We start from the raw sequence: 20,324 nt of genomic DNA on the forward strand, positions 1-20,324 counted from the left end.
TTTATGAATAAGCCTTTGGATAAACCCTTACTCCCACCTTCAAAGCCGATGAAACTCGTCATCGACGGCGTGAAACGCGAGTTTGACATCGATGATCCAACTCTTCCGCGTTGGGTGGAAGAACGGGTCCTTACAGCCGGCGGTTACCCCTATGACGAAAAGCTGCAGCGCAAAAAATATGAGAAGCAGTTGAAGACGCTGCAGATCGAGCTCGTAAAACTGCAGAGCTGGTTACAGGCAACCGGCGGCCGCGTGGTGGCTCTCTTTGAAGGGCGCGACGCGGCCGGCAAAGGCGGCGCCATTCACCATTTAAGGCAGAACATGAACCCGCGTAGCGCTCCCAATGTGGCGCTGTCGAAGCCGACCGAAACCGAACGCGGTCAGTGGTATTACCAGCGCTACATCGCGCATTTTCCGTCGGCAGGTGAGTTCGTCACCTTCGATCGGTCATGGTACAACCGTGGCGTTGTGGAGCCGGTAATGGGCTTCTGCACGCCCGCGGAACATGAACAGTTTCTTGAGGAGACACCCGCGTTCGAGCGCTCCATCGTGAACGACGGGATCTATCTCTTCAAATTCTGGCTCAACATCGGCCGGGAAACACAGCTGAAGCGGTTCCACGACCGAAGGCACAGCCCACTGAAATGGTGGAAATTCTCCCCGATAGATATCGCCGGAATGGAGAAATGGGACGATTACACGCGCATGCGTGATCTCATGATCGAGCGAACACATACGCAGCACGCTCCCTGGATGATTGTACTTGCCAACGACAAGAGGCGTGCGCGACTCGCTGTCATTCGCCGCATCCTGCTTTCACTCCCCTATACGGGCCGCGACGAAGACGCGATTGGTGAAGAAGATCCAAGGCTTGTCGGGTTCGGAGCGAGCTTCCTGCGCTGAATGTCCCTGAGCTTCCATAGGCTGGGCCGGTGCGGCGTCTTTTCCCAGACATGGGGGCAGCGATAAAGCTGCCAGAGAGCCCGCCATGCGGCCGCTGAGAGCAACGCCCAGTATACTGGAATCCACATCATGTGCCGCCACAGGCCGTGCTGTTCCGTCTTTGGGAGCGTTCGCCAGCCGAGCGCCAGGAATGCACCGTGGCCGAAAATCACGTTGACTGCATCCAAGGCAAGCAACGCGGTATAATGGTTTACGGGATTATCCTGGGCGAGCATTATGACGAGCAGGACAGCGGCACTTATGGGAAAAGCCGCATATGCGAGGGCCGAGACCCACATCCCCATCGTGAGGATTTGCGTGACCAGGAAGGATGTTCTTCCGAGTTCGCGATAAAGGCGCGGCACGTCACGCATATGCACCAGCCAGGTCTGCATCCAGCCTTTGAACCAGCGGGTCCGCTGCGGCAGCCAGATGCACGCGGTCGTTGGGGCATCCTCGTAGGTGGGCGAGCTGATCGTGCCCGTTTTGTATCCCATCCGGGCAAGCCTGAGGCCGAGATCGGCATCCTCGGTCACATTGCATGGGTCCCAGCCGCCGACACGTTCAAGCAAAGCGCGGCGAAAATGGTTCGAGGTGCCTCCAAGAGGCAGAACGAGATCGCGCTTGGCCAGCCACGGCAGAATGCCTCGAAAAAGTGCGGCATATTCGAAGGCGAACATCGAGGCGATCCAGCTCTCGCCCCTGTTCGTGATCATCAAGGGTGCCTGCAGACATGCGAGGTCGCCTGATTCATTGCTGCGGAAGCGCTCCCAGGCTTCGACAAGCTGCATGGGATGTGGCCTGTCTTCAGCGTCGAACAATACGACGAATTCTCCCGTGACCAGGGGCAAGGCATAGGAAAGCGCCTTAGGCTTGGTGCGCGGGCCGTGAGGGGGCACCTCGATCACTTCGATATAGGAATGCAGCTCTTGTGCTCGGATGGCGGCGAGGGTCTCCGTGTCGTCGCTTTCACAGACAAGCTTGATCTCCAGCTTGCTGCGCGGCCAAACGATCCGTCCCAGAGACACCAGCAGTTCCGGTACTACGTCGGCCTCCCGGTAGAGCGCCACCAGCACTGTATAGACCGGCATCTCGGCAGGCCGCATAGTCGTCAGGACGGCGGGTGGAGAAGGCTCGCGCGCCTCCTGGCTGACCGCGACGCGCAGCAGCACGCAGGCAAGAAAGAGAACTGAAAGCAGAAGATGTAAAATGACGAGTGCGGAGAATGGGGCCAGTGCGAAAGCAACGATGATAAGTGCGCCGATGCTGCCAACCGCGACGCCCTGCCATCCATTAAGGACGTGACGCGCTGAAAACTCGGGCTTTGCTTCGAACAGGCCGTTAATCGCCATGCGCGACAAGCGTTCGCTGGAACGATTTCTCAAGGCGCGGCGCAGCACCGATGGAGCCACAATCCTTATTCGGTCCGCGATCTCACGATGCTTGCGGAGGAAGCGCTGCATGGCAGCGATATCCAAGCGCTCCGGCGCGACAAGGTAAATTGTTCGATCAGCATCTTCCAGGGCGATGACAGGACCTATCCCATAGGGCAGGCGCAGCGCTTCCAGGCCTTTTTCTTCCGGCAGGAAGATGGTCTCAGGGGCAATTTCGTCATCGAAAGGAAGGTCTAGATGTGCCGCCAATGCGCGAAAGAGCGCGCGTTCTCCGACTGCCCCCGAACACTGAAGCTCGATCTGATAAGGCACTCCCGCAAGCTTCGCCCTCCGTTCGATATCCTGCATCTCACGATAGGCAACACCCAGCCGTTCCAGAATTGGCTGCCAGTTGGCAAGGCCAGATGGAGACACATCCAATGGTTCGTTACGGCATGGAAAGTCGCCCCGCCCCGACATCTTTTCAGCACGCAAAACACCACTCGCGCCACCCATATACATGAGGCACTTAGCTCCACTGATTTCAGATGCTTTCGACGCTCCGCCAGATCATCGGCAGACCTTGTCAGGCCATGCTGCGTTCGACACGGGAAGGAAGATGCAAGCGATTAGCTCCGGACCGGATGCGCACGCATCCGCCGTCGACCCAAGGCGAGTTTTTCATATGACCCCTCTCGGTGACCGGACCCCCACAGCCCCTGCTGGTCACCTCACTTCACATATTGTTAAACTTGTTTTCCACAGTCAATGGGGCAGCTTACCTAAAAGTATAATCGCTATCGCTTGCCGGCGATCCTCACCTGTGGCTTTGCGGTATTCTGCTTCTGCCGCAGGATTGGGCCAGCGGTATAAACTTATGACGCCAGACGATGGAGGTTGCTCTTGCGCAATTGTTTAAGCGCCATTTTGGCCTTCATGCTGGCCGCTTCTGTCGGGCAGCCAGTTTTGGCCCAATCGGACTTGCCGAGTTTCTGGGACGGGAAGCAGCGTCTGGTAAAACCGGACACCGCAGGCCTTCAGCGGCTGCGCTTCCTCACCACGACCGATTTTTTTCCGTTCAACTTTCTTGATGCCGACGGTCGGCTCAACGGGCTGCACATCGACCTTGCAAGGGCCATCTGCAGCGAGCTGGGCATGCTCGACCGCTGCCAGATTCAGGCGCTTCCCTTCGAGGAGCTGGAGCCCGCCCTTGAGCGTGGCGAGGGCGAGGCCGTGATTGCGGGACTGGCTATCACCGAGGAGCGTCGACGGAAGCTGCTCTTTTCACATTCCTTTCTGATGTTCCCGGCGCGTTTCGTCGCGCGGAAGGATACTCAAATGGGAGAGCCCATATATGAAGCGGTCTCCGGCAAGCGGGTCGGCGTTGCCGAAGGGACAGCCCATGAAACCATGCTGCGCGACCTCTTCGCCGAGGCTGAAATCGTCGGCTTTTCAGAGGAGGCAGAACTCACCCGCGCGCTGGCGGAAGGTAAGGTCGATGCCATCTTCGGAGACGGCATGCGCCTTTCCTTTTGGCTCCTCAGCGATGGAGCGAAGGGCTGTTGCTCCTTCGTCGGCGGGGCATATATGGCGCCGGAATATCTTGGCCAAGGCTTGGCCATTGCGGTGGAAGGCGACCGGCCCCAGCTGGCGCAAGCATTCGACTACGCCCTTCAGCAGATAGAGGCTGACGGTACTTTTTCAGATCTCTACTTGCGTTACTTTCCGGTCGGCTTTTACTGATCGACGCGGAGAGCCGCTTCCATCGTGCGATGCCGGGCGCGCGCCGCCCGCTCTATCGCGGCTGCGACCAGAGGCTCCAGCTTCAGCCGCCGGCGCACGATCTGCAGCATGCGCATCTCCTCCGGTTCGACATAGAGATCGGCCGCCACAACGTCGACAGCCAAGGCATAGGCGGTGTCGTAGAGAATTGCCGGCACCGTATCGCGAACGAGATCAAGCACACGTTCGGGCCCATCCTCCTGCTGCAGCAGCTTTTGGCATTCCTGCGCGGTCCGAATGATGCTTTCCTGGTCGAAGCCGTCGAAGACGGGCACTGTTCGAACAAGCCTTCCGATACTGCCCAACTCGGCGTCGGTCATGTCCCGGTCTGCCGCGGACACGATAACCATCAGATAGACCAGTGCTTCCTGGGGGGACGGCTTCTCGTTCATGCCATTCGTCTCCGTTTTCGTGAGGGACGAAGGTAGGTGTGCCGGCGGCAGGCTGCAACGAAGAATCGCGTCGCGATTGACGCATGGCGCAGGTGGGCTTACACGCCAAGCGGTGAACCGGTCCCGAAACGCCGCCATCGCGGTGCCGGAGGCGGAACATCCATCATTTACCGGATACAGCAGATGACGATCACGCTTGGAAACGCGCTCGAACTTACCCCGGAAGTGCTGCAGGCCGCCGCGGAAAGCAAAGCCTGGCCCTTCGAGGAGGCGCGCAAGATCGTCAAACGTTACGAGGGAAGGGGTTTTCCCGAGACGGTGCTTTTCGAGACCGGTTACGGTCCGTCGGGCCTGCCGCACATTGGCACGTTCGGCGAGGTGGCCCGCACGTCCATGGTGCGCCACGCCTTCCGTGTGATCACCGAGGATAAGGTTAGGACAAAGATCCTATGCTTCTCGGACGATATGGACGGTTTGAGGAAGGTGCCTGACAATGTACCGAACCAGGAGATGCTGCGCGCCCATCTCGGCAAGCCGCTGACACGCGTGCCGGACCCGTTTTCCAACCAGTATCCTTCTTTCGGCGCTGCCAACAACGCGCGGCTGAGAGCCTTCCTCGACCAGTTCGGCTTCGAATATGAGTTCGCTTCTTCGACGGAATACTATGCCTCGGGTCGTTTCGACGCGACGCTTTTGAAAGTCTTGGAGCGCTTCGATGAGGTAATGGCGGTCATGCTGCCTTCGCTGCGCGAAGAGCGGGCACAGACCTATTCCCCCTTCCTGCCTATTCACCCGAAAACCGGGGTTGTGATGCAGGTGCCCATTGAGGAGCGAAAGCTCGACGCAGGCACGATCGTTTGGCGCGATCCTGAAAGCGGTGAGCGCTTCGAGACGCTGGTGACCGGCGGCCATTCCAAGCTGCAGTGGAAGCCCGATTGGGCGATGCGCTGGGCGGCGCTCGGTGTCGACTATGAAATGTCCGGCAAGGACCTGATCGACAGCGTGAAACTCGCGGCGCAGATTTGCACCGTACTCGACGGTACGCCGCCGGAAGGCTTCAACTATGAGCTTTTCCTGGACGAGAAGGGCCAGAAGATCTCGAAGTCCAAGGGCAACGGGCTGACCATCGATGAGTGGCTCGCCTACGCGCCGACGGAGAGCTTGTCGCTTTATATGTTCCAGAAGCCGAAGACAGCGAAAAAGCTTTATTTCGATGTCATTCCGAAGGCGGTGGACGACTACTATTCGTTCCTCTCGGCCTATTCCCGCCAGGACTGGCAGAACCGGCTGGGCAATCCGGTCTGGCATATTCACGACGGAAACCCGCCGCCGATCGACCTGCCTGTGCCTTTCGCGCTGCTGCTCAATCTTGTGAGCGCTTCCAATGCGCACGAGAAGGGCGTGCTTTGGGGCTTCATCTCGCGCTACGCGCCTGGCGTCACACCGCAGACGCATCCCGAACTGGATCGGCTGACGGAATACGCCATCCGCTACTTCGATGATTTCGTGAAGCCCGCGAAGAAGTTCCGTGAACCGGATGCCGTTGAACGACAGGCGCTCGAAGCTCTAAGGGACAAGTTCGCTGCCCTGCCTGAAGGCGCCGACGGAGAGGAGATCCAAAACCTAGTCCTCGACGTGGCGCGTGGTATCGAACGGTACCAGGACCACACCAAGCAAAGCCCGAGCGGTGGGCCGGGCGTTTCCGTGGCCTTCTTCCAGATGCTCTATCAGGTTCTCCTGGGACAGGAGCGTGGGCCGCGGTTCGGCTCCTTCGCCGCCCTTTACGGCGTCACGGAGACGCGGGCGCTGATCGAAAAGGCGTTGGCCGGAGAGCTGGCAGGATAATCATTCTTCTCCGTCTCCGCGAGGAGACGGGGAGGGCTATTGGCTAGCCCAGACAATTCGGGCAATCCAGTCCACTTCTTCATGCCCGAGCACTCGGTTCGGATGGTCTGGATTAAGAGACAGGAGCTCCATCTGGCGGGAGGTCTGTCGCAGCAGGATCTTTGCCATGACCTCTCCATCCAACGTCCTGACCACGACACGATCGCCACGCCGAACCGGGGCTGACGGCTCCACCACCAGCACGTCTCCATTGCGGTAGAGCGGCAGCATGGAATCGCCCTGCACCTCCAGAGCATACGCGGCCTCGCTGACCTGGCCAGGAAGCTCCACCTGCTCCCAGCCTTGTCCGACGGGAAAGCCTGCATCGGTGAAGTAGCCGCCGGCACCTGCCTGCGCAAAACCGATCAGCGGCACGCTGATACGGCCCGGCTTGCGCCGTCCCGACTCCGCCATTTCCTCGATCAGCGCCGTGAATTCGCCGAGCGTGACACCGGTCGCATCCATGATTTTGGCAAGTGATTCCGTTGATGGCCAGCGTGGCCTGCCATCCGGAGAATGGCGCTTGGAGCGATTAAAGGCGGTGGAGTCCAGACCTGCCTTCCTGGCCAGACCTGAGGCGGATAGGGAGTGCCGCGCAGCAAGCGCGTCAATAGCCGCCCAGACCTTCTCGTGAGAAAGCACGCCCCTCTTCCTCCGCAGACTGCTGCTCCACGAGCGGAAATTACCCGTAGAACAGCTTTTTTAACTCTTACGTATGTGCTTGTCCACAAACGCTTGGCTATGCTGAAAAGGCTTTTCGCCCGGCGGCAAGCGCCTGGTCAAGATGTTCGAGCCGATCCTGACCCCAAAACGGCTCTCCGTTCAGGATCCAGGTGGGCACGCCCACAGCATCGGCAGCAATCGCATCTTGCGTGTTTCGCGCGCGAATATCGAATGTTTGTGGGCTCGCCGCCGCCTCCAGAATTGCATCCGCGTCGAAACCCTCCGCTTTCAGATAGGTGGCCAGCGTAGCTGCTTCCGCAATATCCTCTTCGTTGGCCCACACCGCCGCGAACACGCGTTCCATATAGCTCAGTGGGTTCTCGCCGGCTTCTACCAGCGCGATGATTGTGTGATCTGCCAGGCTGGGATCGACCGGCCAGAACTTTGGCTTGGTGTGGATCGGCAGCCCGCGATACTCCGCCACCCGCTGCAGCTCAATCCTGCGATAGCGCTGCCGAATGGCCGGCCTCTGCGCAAGGGGAAGCGCGCCCGAGTTCTCGAAGATCGGCCCGAGATTCACCGGCTTCACGCGCACAGCAACGCCATGCTTGTGGGCGATTGCGCGGAAGGTCTGGTGCCCGAGATAGGTAAAAGGGGAAACGGACGTCATATAGTAGTCGACGGTGGCAGGCATGGACCCTTCCATACGTTAAAAACAAAAGGGTAGAGGGAGACGGCGGGACGGGGAAGTCCCTCAAGTGAGAATTTTCGCCAGCGCGCGCAGCCCTTGGTGAGAAGCCATGAATGCCTTTTCTTCTTGGCTCGGCGGGGGTGGGGGATGATCGTGTCCCATGGCCGTCATCACTTGTCCTACGTCGAGGAAGCGACGGTTTCGGAAGTCGTAGACACCGCCTGTGGTCAGGATGATCGCAGCCGTGCGGCCATCGGCCAGCATGAAGCGGTGGCGGCCGATGATATGCGTGCCCTCCCAGGTCTCGATTGTCGTTACGAGCTCGAACCGCTGCCACAGGCGGATTTCCTGCACATAGCTCACCTGCAATCCGCCTAGCATCGGGCTCCAGCCATGCTTGCGTGCGGTCGCCAGCAGGCCGCTGCGGAAAAAGATGTCCATGCGCCCGAGATCCGCCAGCATCATGTAGCGGGCATTGTTCAGGTGGAAATTCATATCGATGTCGGAAGGCAGGCAGCGAAGCGAAATCCTGCTTTCTCCGCCTATTCTGTAAGGGCCGCGGCGGCGACTCGTCGCTGCTAGCCGCAGGAGCCTGAACCAGACATACATGAAACTTGCTCCGCGTTGCAAAAGCGCCGGCCCTTCGCGGCTGAAGGGCCGGCGCCCGATCAGGCGGCCTCCTTGAATCCGCCAACGCCTTCCGGCGCAAAGCGGTCATAGAAGGTCTCGCCTTTCTCAGCCATTTCCAGCAAAAGCCTGGGCGGCTTGAACTGCTTGCCGTATTTCTTCTGCAGCCGCTCGGCGCGCTTTACGAATTCCGCCGCGCCAATGCCGTCGATCAAGGAGAGGACGCCGCCTGTAAAAGGCGCGAACCCGAAGGCCAGGATCGAGCCCACATCCGCTTCGCGAGGATCGGTGACGATGCCCTCCTCCATCACGCGCGCGGCCTCGAGCGCAATCACATAGAGGAAGCGCGCCTTCAGCTCCTCGACATCGATCTCGTCGGGGTCCTGCTGACGGTAAAAATCCTTCAGCCCCGGCCAAAGGAATTTCTTGGCCGGTTTGGCGGGATATTCGTAAAAGCCCTTGCCGTTCTTACGGCCGTGGCGGCCGTGCTTGTCGACCATCATGTCGATCAGCTCCATATGGCGCGGATCGACTGCCTTCTCGCCAAGATCGCGGATCGTCTGCTTCATGATCTTCTGAGCTAAATCGATGGCCGTTTCGTCCGTGAGCGCTAGCGGCCCGACCGGCATGCCGGCCATTTTCGCGGCGTTCTCGATCATGGGCGCGGGCACGCCCTCGATCAGCATGGAATAGGCTTCCTGCATGTAGCGCAGGACGCAGCGGTTCACGTAGAAGCCGCGCGTGTCGTTGACGACGATCGGCGTCTTCCTGATGGCGCGAACGTAATCCATCGCGAGCGCCAGCGCCTTGTCCCCCGTCTTCTTGCCCAGGATAATCTCCACCAGCATCATCCTGTCGACCGGAGAGAAGAAGTGGAGGCCGATGAAGTTTTTCGGCCGCTTCGAATTTTTGGCGAGGCTCGTGATTGGTATTGTGGAGGTGTTGGAGGCGAAGATGGCCGAGGACTTCAGCGCAGCCTCTGCTTTTTCCGTCGCTTCCTTCTTCACGGCCGAATCCTCGAACACCGCCTCGATCACGAGATCGGCGCCTTCGAGCGCGGAATAGTCCGGCGTCGCGGTGATGAGCGAAAGAAGCTTCTCTTTCTCTTCCGCCGTGGCGCGGCCCTTCTTGATGAGACCATCCATCAGCCCGGCCGAATGGGCTTTGCCCTTATCGGCCGATTCCTGATCACGGTCGATCAAAACCACAGGGATTCCAGCCTTGGCTGTCACGTAGGCGATGCCTGCGCCCATGAAGCCTGCGCCGAGTACGCCCACCTTCCTGATCTTCTTGGCCGGCACATCCTTTGGCCGGCGCGCGCCCTTGTTCAGCTCCTGCATCGAGATGAAGAGCGAGCGGATCATGGCCGCCGCCTCCTTCGACTGCATAATTTCCGTGAAATAACGCTGCTCAATACGGAGAGCCGTGTCGAAGGGGACCAGCAGGCCCTCATAGACGCACTTCAAGATGGCTGTTGCGCCAGGATAGTTGCCGTAGGTCTCGCGGCGCAGAATGGCGATGGCCGGCGGCCAGAGATTGGCGCCGGCGGCCGAATAGACCGGTCCACCAGGCAGTTTGAAGCCTTTCTCGTCCCAGGGCTGGACGGGTTTTAGTCCGTCCTTGATCATCCTTTTCGCCGCATCGACCAGCTTCTTGCGAGGCACGATCTCATGCACCAGTCCCATGGCCTTCGCCTTCTGCGGCGAGAGGTTCTGGCCGGAAGTGAGCATCTGCAGAGCTTCTTGCGTGTTGGTAAGCCGCGGCACGCGCTGGGTGCCGCCCGCGCCTGGGAAGATGCCGACCTTCACCTCGGGCAGGGCGAGCTTCACGCTGTCATCATCCACCGCCACACGGCCATGGCAGGCAAGCGAAAGCTCGAACGCTCCTCCCATGCAGGTGCCGTTGATGGCCGAAACCCAGGGCTTTCCCGAAACTTCGAGCTTGCGCCAGAGCTTGCTCATGCTTCCGGCCCTGTCGAAGAGCTCTCTGGTCGCCTTTTCGGGGCTTTTCGCCTTCTCTTTGTGATACCGGCCCAGCATGTTCTGCAGCATGGACAGATCCGCGCCGCCGGAGAAGGTCTCCTTCCCAGAGGTGAAGACCGCGCCCTTGATGCCGGCATCGCCTGCGACCTGGTCGATGATCTTGTCCAACTCGCCCATCACCTCCTCGGTGAAGACGTTCATCGAGCGGTCCGGCATGTTCCAGGTGACGAGTGCGATACCCTCGCTATCGACCTCGACGGTGAAGTTCTTGTAGCCAGCCATGATATTGCCCTCTCCCGCCTAGACCCGCTCGATGATGGTGGCCGTGCCCATTCCGGCGCCGATGCAGAGCGTGACGAGCGCGGTGTTCATGTCACGCCTCTCCAATTCGTCGAGTACCGTGCCGAAGATCATGGCACCGGTGGCGCCGAGCGGATGGCCCATCGCGATAGCGCCGCCATTTACGTTGATCTTGTCGCCATCGATGTCGAAGGCCTGGATGTAGCGCAGCACCACCGAGGCGAAGGCCTCGTTGAGCTCGAAGAGATCGATGTCGGAAAGCTTCATCTTTGCCTTTTTCAGAAGCTTCTTGGTCACGTCCACCGGGCCGGTGAGCATGATGGCCGGCTCGGAGCCGATATTGGTGAAGGCACGGATCCGCGCGCGCGGCTTCAGGCCCATCGACTTGCCGGCCTTTTTCGAGCCAAGCAGCACTGCTGCCGCTCCGTCCACGATCCCCGATGAGTTGCCGGCATGGTGGACGTGGTTGATGCCCTCGAGTTCGGGATATCGCTGCACTGCTACCGCATCGAAGCCGCCCATTTCGCCGGGCACCACGAAGGACGGGTTGAGCGAGGCCAGCGACTGCATATCCGTGTCTGGGCGCATGTGCTCGTCCTGATCGAGAATGGTGAGACCGTTCTGATCCTTGATGGAGACCACCGAATTCTTGAAATGGCCCTTGTCCCAGGCCCTTTTCGCCCGCTTCTGGCTTTGCACGGCATAGGCATCCACGTCGTCGCGGGAAAAGCCGTATTTAGTGGCGATAAGATCGGCGGAGACGCCTTGCGGCATGAACCATGCGGGCAGGCCGACGGACGGGTCCATGAACCACGCGCCGCCCGACATGCCCATGCCGACGCGCGACATCGACTCTACGCCGCCTGCGATCACGATCTCGTCCGAGCCGCCCGCAATTTTGGCCGCCCCTAAATTGATCGCGTCAAGTCCGGAAGCGCAGAAGCGGGAAATCTGCATACCCGGCGCGCGGTTGTCGTAACCCGCCTCGAAGGCCGCCGAGCGGGGTATCACCGCACCTGCCTCGCCCACAGGATCGACGCAGCCGAAGATGATGTCGTCCACCAGCTTTGTGTCGAGCCCGTTACGGTCGCGAACCGCTTCCAGCATCTTCGCCGCCAGGCGAACCGCCGGCACCTCGTGCAGCGCGCCGTCCTTTTTGCCGCGGCCGCGCGGGCTTCGCACCGCATCGTAGACATAGGCATCAGGCATTCCCGTCTCCTCGATCCTTACCTGCTCGCGCTACTCTAGAACGCCGCTTCGGTCATAGCCATCATCGTCTCGGAGCCGGAGGAAATCCGCGCCAGATGCGCCGCCGTTTCCGGCATCGACCGCTCCATGAAAAAGCGGCCAAGAAGCAGCTTCTGCTCCAGGAACTCCGCGTTGCCGCCGGCCCCTGCCGTCAATTGATTCTGGGCTGTCCTGACCATGCGGCTCCACATGAAGCCGAGCGCCACGAGGCCGAAGAGATGCATGTAATCATAGGCGGCGGCTCCGGCATTTTCCGGCCTTTGCACCGCGTTCTGCATGAGCCATAGCGTTGCCGCCTGCAGGTCGTTGAGCCCCTTCTTGAGCGCCTTTGTGTAGGGCGCCATTTTCTCGTCGGAGCGGTGCTCCTCGCAGAAATCGCCCACGATCTTGAAGAATGCCTGCACCGCGCGGCCGCCGTCCTGTGGGAGTTTACGGCCGACGAGATCGAGCGCCTGGATGCCATTGGCGCCCTCGTAGATCATGGCGATCCGCGCATCACGCACGAACTGGCTCATGCCCTGCTCTTCGATGTAGCCGTGGCCGCCGAAGACCTGTTGCGCCATCACCGCGTGCTCGAATCCTTTGTCGGTTAGCACGCCCTTCAACACCGGCGTCATCAATGCGAGATAGTCTTCGGCCAGTTGCCGCGCCTGCTCATCCTCGCTGCTATGGGCGATGTCGGATTGCAGAGCCGTCCAGAGGAGGAGCGCCCGCCCTGCTTCATTGAAGGCTCGAATCGTCATCAGGTTTCGTCGGACATCCGGGTGGACGATAATGGGATCGGCCTTTTTATCCGGCGCCTTGGCACCAGAAAGGGAGCGGCCTTGAAGCCGCTCGCGCGCATAATTGGCAGCATTCTGGTAGGCGGCTTCGGCGACGGCGAGGCCCTGGAGCGCCACGCCCAGCCGCGCCTCGTTCATCATCGTGAACATGGCCTTCAGCCCGCCATTTTCCGCGCCCAGGAGGAAGCCTTCTGCCTCGTCGTAATTCATGACGCAGGTGGCGTTGCCGTGGATGCCCATCTTCTCCTCGATGGAGCCGCAGGAGACGCCGTTCGGGCCGGCGGGATTGCCGGCGTCGTCGAGCTTGAGCTTCGGTACGATGAAAAGAGAGATGCCCTTGGTGCCTTCCGGCGCGCCCTCGATGCGGGCCAGCACCAGATGAATGATGTTCTCGGCCATGTCGTGCTCGCCGGCGGAGATGAAGATCTTCTGGCCGGAAATCCTGTAGCTGCCGCCGCCGTTCGGCACGGCTTTGGTGCGAAGCAGGCCGAGATCCGTGCCGCAATGCGGCTCAGTCAGGTTCATGGTGCCGGTCCAGACACCCTTCACCATCCTGGGCAGATAGGTTTTCTTCTGCTCGTCCGTGCCGTGCGCGAGAATGGCGGCGATAGCCCCCTGCGTGAGCCCCGGATACATCATCAGCGCCATATTGGCGGAGGAGAGATATTCTCCTACCGCCGTATGCACCAGATAGGGCAGCCCCTGGCCGCCATATTCCGCAGGCGCGGAGAGGCCCATCCAGCCGCCTTCGCAATATTGACGGTACGCTGCCTTGAAGCCCTTCGGGGTGACAACCGAGCCGTCCTCGCGGCGCGTGCAGCCCTCCATGTCGCCCACACGATTGAGCGGCTGCATCACGTTTTCTGCAAGCTTGGCGCCTTCGTCCAGGATCGCTTCGAGTATGTCCGGCGAAATGTCGCTGAACCCGGCAATATTTCCGTAGCGCTGATAATTCAGCAAATCGCGGATAACAAAAGCGGTCTCCCGCACGGGCGCCCTGTAGATGGTCATGCTGCTGCTCCTGGACGTACCGGTGAACGACGCGGCAATGATAGATAGCAAATATTGACGTGCGCGTAAACGTCAAATTCAATCCACGGACAGAAGTTCCGTGGCGCGATCCTCGCCAGGGCAAGCGGACATCGACGCAAAATGGGCTTGAGAATTTCGAGGGGATTGCGAGTGAGTCCCGCAATCCCGTTCCGGCTCAATTCGAAGCTGTAACCTGGCGTGCAAATGCCGGCTTATCGTGGCCGAGTCGATTGCGCAGATCGCGGACCATATCTGACAGTTCTTTTGCCGCTTCCTCGATTTCCTTGTGCTGCTGTTCCAGCCAATCCATCTGCTTTTTTGCTTTTTGAAGAAATGTCCTGACCTGGGGCGCGCTTACGGTTGTCGAGCCGTATAGATCCAGGATTTGTTTCATGTCGCGCAGCGGAAAGCCGATCTTCCGGCCCCGCAGGATAATTCTGAGGCGCTCGCGGTCTTTTTCGCTGTAGAGCCGCGTCAGGCCCTTTCTTTTGGGGCGTAAGAGCCCCTTGTCTTCATAGAAGCGGAGCGTACGGAGCGTCACATCGAACTCTCGTGCCAATTCGCCAATGCGGATGTAGGAAAGCTGCTTGGGGGCCGTTCTGCGCACAGGCGTGCCACTGGTTACCCTTGCAATATCTGCGTCCATCACCTTTTCCCTTTCGGGCTAATGGCCTCTACCGCAAACCGCGGTGGGAAAATTCCCCGGCCGATACTAAAATACGGGCGGTAGATACCGCCCGCCGGGAGTCTTCATTTATCGGCGTATTATTTCAAGGCTTTGCTGGCGCACTTCGCGCTCACTTTCCGGTGTACGGAAGCAAAAATTAACTTCTTGTTTACCATGATTGGTGAAAGTCTCCGTATCGGACTGCCAGTGTGTGTCGCGTCGATTCACGGTCTTCCGATCGCGGGGGAATAGTCTCCAGGATGTCTGCCCGCGCGCGGTGCAGTCCAAGTACCCTGCGTGGCGTTCTAAATGCGGCGACCGTCAGCCGCGCAGAAGCGGACAACTCGATGACAAGCAAGCGGTCGTACCTGGAGAATGTCAATGCCGGGCGTCAGCGCCGGCCGGGGCCTGCGCCCAATGATATTAACCAAAATATCAGCCAGACATTGAGCCAGTTGGAGGGGCGGTTAGGACGTGCTTTGGACGCCGGGAAACACAACGGCCAGAACGAAAGCAACATCGCTCAGCGCCTGGAGCTCCTCTCGAAACGCTTCGGCAAGCCTCGTCGGTCGGAGGAGCAGCCATCAAGGCAGAATGATACCTCTCCTCGCGCCAATTTGGAGTGGATCGCACGAGAGATCGAAAATTCGCGCCACCAGGAGGATCAGCTTGCATCCATCGGCGGTATCGCAACGGAACTGCAGGCGCTGAGAGAGGAAATGCTGGGTTCCGGGAATTCGGACCTCCGGCACGAATTGAGCGGCCTGCGGCAGGATTTTGATCGGATCGCCGCAACCCAACGTTCCTCATTGCCGCACGAAATGCATAACGAGTTCGAGCGTTTGTCCAACGCCATCGAACGGCTCGTCGAGCGCAGCGACGACAAGGGCACGAAGCTCATGCGGCTCGAGCTCGAACAGGTAAAATCCGCTCTTTCCGATATGGCCCGCGAAGATACGGTGCGCTCATTGGAGAATCGACTGCGCGGTTCCGATCCTCTCCTGGAGAGACTGGGAGCACGGCTGGATGAGATCAGCGCCGCCATCAATTCCCTGCCGGAATCGCTTTCCCTCCGTTCATTGGAGGATGGAGTGCGGATGCTGGCCGTCGCCCTCGACAGGTTCGTCGAGCAGCGCGACAAGAACGGACCGGATCTTTATGCGCTGGTGGAAGAGCGCCTGGACGAGATCTCGCGCGCAATCACCGCATCGGCCGCACTGGCCCATTCACCGGCCTTTGATGCAGCCCAGCTACAGCGTGTCGAAGCGCGAATCGCATCGCTGGCTTCGCAGCTTGAAGAGCTGGTGCAGAACAGGTCGGACGGGGTGATCGCCGAACGGCTGGGCGCCCTCTATGAGCGCGTCGATGAAATCGCGCGCCGTATCAACGTGCCCGAGCAGGCAATGGATAGGGTGACCAGCCTAATCGCCCAAATCAGCGAAAAGCTCGATTCCTCCCCCCCGCAGCGCCAGGCAGATCGGCTGTTCCGCGGCCTGGAGGATCGTTTCTCCCATCTGTCGGAGCTCATCGCTCGCCGTGCCCAGGAAACCATCCAGCAGGGGCACGTTCTGTTCCAGGATCTGGAGCGCCGGCTCGAGGAGATGGCGGAGCGGCTCGAACAGGGCGCCAACACTATCGACACCGAAAATGGCTTGATCGCCGCTTTGGATGATCGCTTTGCCGAACTCGCCGCTCATCTAAGCAACGCCCGGCACAATCCGGGCGGCGATGGCAGACTTCATTCACTGGAAGCCCGTCTTGACGATATTTCCGGCCGGCTCCAGACCTCGGCCGCGGCTGCCTCGGTCGATCCGGAGGTGATCAGAAATCTGCAAAAGCAGGTGGCGAGCCTTGCTGCGCATCTGGAGCGCCCGGGTCGAGAACCGCCGGCTCTCGAGGATTTGCGACCGCGCCTGGAAAAGATCGAGCGCTCTATCGAGCAAAACCGGGCGGCTGTGTTGGATGCCGCTCGTCGGGCCGCCGAGGAGGTCGCCGAACGTTTGACCGCGGCACGCCCGCAGGATGACCGGCTAAGGGCAGAGCTGGAAAAGCTGCAGACGCTCACCAGGAAATCCGACGAGCGCAACATCAAAACCTTTGACGCCATACATGATACACTTCTCAAGATCGTCAATCGTTTGAGCTCCCTGGAAGCCGGCGCCGAGAAACATGGGGCCGCCGACGAGACCTCCTCGCCCGACGCTGCGATACGGCTTCTCCATGAGCGTGTCGCTCCGTCACCTACGGCAGCGGCGGTCAAGCGAGCACCAGGCGAACCTGCCGCTGCATCTGAGCTCAGCGATGACGAAGTCGAGGAGGAAGCGCAGGAGCCTCGCAGGCTTCTGGCCGGCCTTTCACGCGCTTTTTCGGACAAGCGCGGCGAGCTGGATACGCCGCGGGAAGATCCGATTCTCGCCGATGACGATCTGGACATCGATCTGGAGCGCCTGAATGAACCCCTGGAACCGGGTTCAGGGAAACCCGACATTAACGCGATCATGCGCCGCGTGCGTGAGCAGCATGACGCGCGCGGGCGCTCGGTCGATGAAGTTACAAAAGCGGATTTCATTGCAGCCGCGAGGCGCGCCGCCCAGGCGGCTGCCGCGGAAGCGGAACTCGACGGCAAGGGTAAGGGACGTCGCAAACGCGGCGCTTCCGCTAAAATTCTTGGCCGGCATAAAAAGCAAGTTCTGCTGACGATGGGAGCCGGGGTTCTCCTCGCAGGAGGGGTTTATTTCGGCGGAGGCGTCATCCGTGCGACCCAGAACCTGGCGATCTTCCAGACGGAGGACAGCCTGCCGAAAGTGGTTGAATCGACTAGTCTCGATGTCGATCCTATAAAGGTGCAAACGGCACCGGCACCTTCCGCGCCAGCGGCGGCTCAGCCTGCGGAAGTTGCGAAGAGCGACAGGGCCGCAGAAAAAATCCCTGAGATAACCTCGCAGTTCTCTTCAGCCTCAACGTCGGAGTCAAACGATGCCCGGCAAGAGACGTCGCGGCTGAATGCGCATCAAGAGGCGGACGAGCCGGACAGTGTCGCCCGATTGATCTCCGAGCAGCCTGCGTTGCCGCATGAGCATATTCCTTCGTTGTCTTCACCGGAGGGAGTGCAGCTTCCAACGTCCCTGACTACCTCCGAGCCGTTGCAGACAGCTCCTGATCCGGTCTGGAACGCACAGCTACCGGAAATCCCTGCGGAAATCGAGCCAGCGGCTCTGCGTGATGCCGCTGCCAGTGGGAAGCCGGAGGCGCTTTACGAAATCGCCAGCCGGTACGCTGAAGGCCGTGGCGTAGCGGTCAATATGGGCGAGGCGGCCAAGTGGTATGAACACGCCGCCGAACGTGGCCTGGCGCCCGCGCAATACCGCATAGGCAACCTATACGAAAAGGGCATGGGCGTGGAGCGGGATCTCTCCAAGGCCAAGATGTGGTATCGTCTTGCCGCGGACCAGGGGAACGCCAACGCCATGCATAATCTCGGCGTCCTCTTTGCCATCGGGGTCGATGGAGCCGCCGACAATAGCTCGGCTGCGCAATGGTTTCAGGAGGCTGCCGACTTGGGCGTTACCGATAGCCAATTTAACCTGGGCATCCTTGCGGCAAAGGGGGCCGGTGTCCCGCTCGATCTGATCGAGGCCCACAAGTGGTTCGATATCGTAGCCCGGACGGGCGATACGGATGCTGCGGCCAAGCGTGATGAGGTCGCTAAAACCCTTTCACCCGAAGATCTGACCGAGGCGCAAGGAAGGGCGAAGCTTTGGACTGCGCGGGAAGGCAACCCGATGGCCAATGTGGTTTCCATTCCCTCCGAATGGACACCCTCTCAGGAGATCACCGCAACCGTCGACATGAAGAAGGCGATCTCGAATGTTCAGCTCATCCTCACCAGGATCGGGTATGATCCCGGCCCAGCCGATGGAGTAATGGGTGAGAAGACGCGGTCAGCGATTCGTTCTTTTCAGAAGCAGAATGGCCTGGAGGAGACGGGCGAAATAGATGAGCCGCTCGTGCGGGCATTGCTGGAGCGGAACAACTCGGGATCCTGAGCGCGCTGGGTCCAGCCTCTGAAATTTCATGGTAACCATGCCGGGGGAAAGTAATTTCCGCCGCCTAAATTTCTGCGACTTTTCAAGGTTTTCTGATCTGTGCGTTTGACTTCGCTCGATTGTGGGCGCAAGAACGAAACAGTCGATTGATCATGCGCGGCGGTCCCGTCGCTTATCGTGCCTTTTGCTTTTATTGGTGTCGCGGGTGGGCATTTATCTCCCGATCGCGGAAATGTCCGTTAACATGTTGGTCCTGCTCGCCATGGGAGGTGCCGTTGGCTTCCTCTCGGGCATGTTCGGGGTCGGCGGCGGCTTTCTGATCACTCCATTGCTCATCTTCTACAATGTGCCGCCAGCCATTGCCGTGGCCACCGGCGCAAATCAGGTCATCGCCTCGTCCTTTTCCGGAACGCTTAGCCACCTAAAGCGTGGCACTTTGGACGTGAAGCTTGGGCTGGTGCTGCTGGTGGGCGGCATCATTGGCTCCGCCGCTGGCATCTATGTCTTCGCCTATCTGCGGCAGCTCGGGTTGCTCGACCTCACCGTATCGCTGCTTTATGTGGTGCTGCTGGGCTCCGTCGGCGGGCTTATGCTGGTTGAAAGCGTGCGTGCGATCCAACGCTCGCGCGCAGGCCAGGCGGCGTCGCTCCGGCGTCCGGGCCAGCACAATTGGATCCACCGCCTGCCGCTCAAGATGCGCTTCCGCGCGTCAAAACTGTTTGTCAGCGTGATTCCGATTTTGGCGCTTGGCGCAATGATCGGATTTCTCGCGTCGTTGATGGGCGTTGGTGGCGGCTTCATCATGGTGCCTGCCATGATTTACCTGCTCAAGGTGCCGACCAACGTGGTCGTGGGAACGTCGCTTTTCCAGATCATCTTCGTCGCGGCATTCACCACCGTTTCACACGCGTATACGAACCAAACGGTGGACGTCGTGCTTGCCTTCCTGCTCATGGTAGGCGGGGTCGCGGGCGCGCAATACGGCACGCGGGTTGGCCAAAAGCTGCGCGGCGAACAGCTCCGGGCATTGCTCGCCCTCCTGGTCCTTGCGGTCGCGATCAGGCTCGCATTCGATCTTTTCGTGCGGCCGTCCAGCGTCTTTTCGCTCGCGGGAGGAGTCTGATGCCTTCTCCCCGCGTTGCCGTCCTTATCGTCGGGCTTTGCTTGGGTGGCCAAGCATTCGCGCAGCAGGAGGAACCCCAGCCGGAAGGGATTCAGATCGGGCTTTCCACAGACAGCGTGGCCATCACGTCAGACTTCTCCGGCACCAATCTCACCATCTTCGGCGCGCTCGATAACGCCGACCCGCTGGTGAGCCGGCAGGGACGATATGACGTGATCGTGGTTCTCGAGGGGCCGCCGCGCACTACGGTGGTGCGTAAGAAGACGCGCGTGCTCGGTATGTGGATTAATACCGAATTGGTGGCGTTCCGGGATGTGCCTGCTTCTTATTCGGTAGCCACGACGCGTCCCCCGCAGGATATTACAGACCCCGCGAGCTACAAACGGCTGGCGCTCGGCGTCGACAATATCAACATACGCCCGCTTGATGAGAGCGACAGCCCCATAACGATAGAGGAATTCACCGAAGCGCTTCGCCAACAGAAGGAGGCGGCTGCCCTTTACGTGGAGAATGTCGGTGGGGTGCAGTTCCTCTCGCGCACGCTGTTTCGCGCAACGCTCTATCTCGCGCCGCACGTGCCGGTCGGAACGCACAAGGCCCGCGCCTTCCTATTCCGAAATGGGGCATTTCTTCGGGAAACCTCCGCGCCTCTCAGCATCCGAAAGGCTGGCGTCGAGCAGCAGATTTTCGAATTCGCCCAGCAGCGGAGCCTGCCTTACGGCCTTTTTGCCGTTCTGCTTGCGATGATCACCGGCTGGATCGGCAGGCTGGTGTTCAGAAGGGATTAAGC

Annotated in this window: 15 protein-coding genes; 6 read left to right on the forward strand and 9 right to left on the reverse strand. The window is 60.0% G+C overall.

Features of this window, described 5'->3' with window-relative positions:
- The first annotated feature begins 3 nt into the window (after positions 1-3).
- Positions 4-903 carry a polyphosphate kinase 2 gene (ppk2, locus tag GNP00_RS19400; protein WP_011579361.1) on the forward strand — a complete coding sequence of 300 codons (900 nt, stop codon included), beginning with the start codon at positions 4-6 and terminating at the stop codon, positions 901-903.
- Here ppk2 and GNP00_RS19405 read toward each other — a convergent pair.
- A complete protein-coding gene (locus GNP00_RS19405; RefSeq protein ID WP_041544318.1) occupies positions 825-2,837 on the reverse strand; it encodes a glycosyltransferase in 2,013 nt (670 codons plus the stop codon). The genes ppk2 and GNP00_RS19405 overlap by 79 nt on opposite strands.
- Before the next feature lie 381 nt (positions 2,838-3,218).
- Here GNP00_RS19405 and GNP00_RS19410 point away from each other — a divergent pair, with 381 nt between their 5' ends.
- Complete coding sequence (locus tag GNP00_RS19410) at positions 3,219-4,058, forward strand: transporter substrate-binding domain-containing protein (RefSeq protein WP_011579363.1); 840 nt, start codon at positions 3,219-3,221, stop codon at positions 4,056-4,058.
- Here the strand turns inward: GNP00_RS19410 and GNP00_RS19415 are convergent.
- Positions 4,052-4,489 carry a tellurite resistance TerB family protein gene (locus GNP00_RS19415; RefSeq protein ID WP_011579364.1) on the reverse strand — a complete coding sequence of 146 codons (438 nt, stop codon included), beginning with the start codon at positions 4,487-4,489 and terminating at the stop codon, positions 4,052-4,054. The two genes, GNP00_RS19410 and GNP00_RS19415, sit on opposite strands and share 7 nt — an antisense overlap.
- 183 nt (positions 4,490-4,672) lie before the next feature.
- Here GNP00_RS19415 and GNP00_RS19420 point away from each other — a divergent pair, with 183 nt between their 5' ends.
- Complete coding sequence (locus GNP00_RS19420; RefSeq protein ID WP_011579365.1) at positions 4,673-6,334, forward strand: lysine--tRNA ligase; 1,662 nt, start codon at positions 4,673-4,675, stop codon at positions 6,332-6,334.
- 36 nt (positions 6,335-6,370) lie between these two features.
- Here the strand turns inward: GNP00_RS19420 and GNP00_RS19425 are convergent, their stop codons facing one another.
- The 7 genes from GNP00_RS19425 to GNP00_RS19455 all read right to left on the reverse strand — a co-directional run bounded on the left by GNP00_RS19425 (position 6,371) and on the right by GNP00_RS19455 (position 14,344).
- Complete coding sequence (locus tag GNP00_RS19425; protein ID WP_011579366.1) at positions 6,371-7,015, reverse strand: S24 family peptidase; 645 nt, start codon at positions 7,013-7,015, stop codon at positions 6,371-6,373.
- A 97-nt stretch (positions 7,016-7,112) separates the two neighbouring features.
- A complete protein-coding gene (locus GNP00_RS19430) occupies positions 7,113-7,730 on the reverse strand; it encodes a 2-hydroxychromene-2-carboxylate isomerase (protein WP_041544320.1) in 618 nt (205 codons plus the stop codon).
- 60 nt (positions 7,731-7,790) lie between these two features.
- Positions 7,791-8,336 (reverse strand): thioesterase family protein, encoded by a 546-nt coding sequence (locus tag GNP00_RS19435; protein ID WP_011579368.1) that lies wholly within the window; start codon positions 8,334-8,336, stop codon positions 7,791-7,793.
- 59 nt (positions 8,337-8,395) lie between these two features.
- Positions 8,396-10,618 carry a 3-hydroxyacyl-CoA dehydrogenase NAD-binding domain-containing protein gene (locus GNP00_RS19440; protein ID WP_011579369.1) on the reverse strand — a complete coding sequence of 741 codons (2,223 nt, stop codon included), beginning with the start codon at positions 10,616-10,618 and terminating at the stop codon, positions 8,396-8,398.
- 18 nt (positions 10,619-10,636) lie between these two features.
- The gene (locus tag GNP00_RS19445) at positions 10,637-11,845 is read right to left on the reverse strand and encodes an acetyl-CoA C-acetyltransferase (protein WP_011579370.1); all 1,209 of its coding nucleotides are present in this window, start codon (positions 11,843-11,845) and stop codon (positions 10,637-10,639) included.
- A 35-nt stretch (positions 11,846-11,880) separates the two neighbouring features.
- A complete protein-coding gene (locus tag GNP00_RS19450) occupies positions 11,881-13,677 on the reverse strand; it encodes an acyl-CoA dehydrogenase C-terminal domain-containing protein (protein ID WP_011579371.1) in 1,797 nt (598 codons plus the stop codon).
- A 196-nt stretch (positions 13,678-13,873) separates the two neighbouring features.
- The gene (locus tag GNP00_RS19455; protein ID WP_011579372.1) at positions 13,874-14,344 is read right to left on the reverse strand and encodes a MerR family transcriptional regulator; all 471 of its coding nucleotides are present in this window, start codon (positions 14,342-14,344) and stop codon (positions 13,874-13,876) included.
- A 368-nt stretch (positions 14,345-14,712) separates the two neighbouring features.
- Here GNP00_RS19455 and GNP00_RS19460 point away from each other — a divergent pair, with 368 nt between their 5' ends.
- The 3 genes from GNP00_RS19460 (at position 14,713) to GNP00_RS19470 (ending at position 20,322) form a co-directional block, all read left to right on the forward strand.
- Entirely contained in the window at positions 14,713-18,411 is a 3,699-nt protein-coding gene (locus tag GNP00_RS19460; protein WP_166016233.1) for a peptidoglycan-binding protein, read from the forward strand.
- Between the two features lie 205 nt (positions 18,412-18,616).
- Positions 18,617-19,534 carry a TSUP family transporter gene (locus tag GNP00_RS19465; protein ID WP_011579374.1) on the forward strand — a complete coding sequence of 306 codons (918 nt, stop codon included), beginning with the start codon at positions 18,617-18,619 and terminating at the stop codon, positions 19,532-19,534.
- On the forward strand, positions 19,534-20,322 hold the full coding sequence (locus GNP00_RS19470) for a TIGR02186 family protein (RefSeq protein WP_011579375.1): 789 nt from the start codon (positions 19,534-19,536) through the stop codon (positions 20,320-20,322). Before GNP00_RS19465 ends, GNP00_RS19470 begins: the two co-directional genes overlap by 1 nt.
- Positions 20,323-20,324: the final 2 nt, after the last annotated feature.

Origin of the sequence: Chelativorans multitrophicus, assembly GCF_011317445.1 — a bacterium.
In the GTDB taxonomy this organism is placed as follows: Bacteria; Pseudomonadota; Alphaproteobacteria; order Rhizobiales; family Rhizobiaceae; genus Chelativorans; species Chelativorans multitrophicus.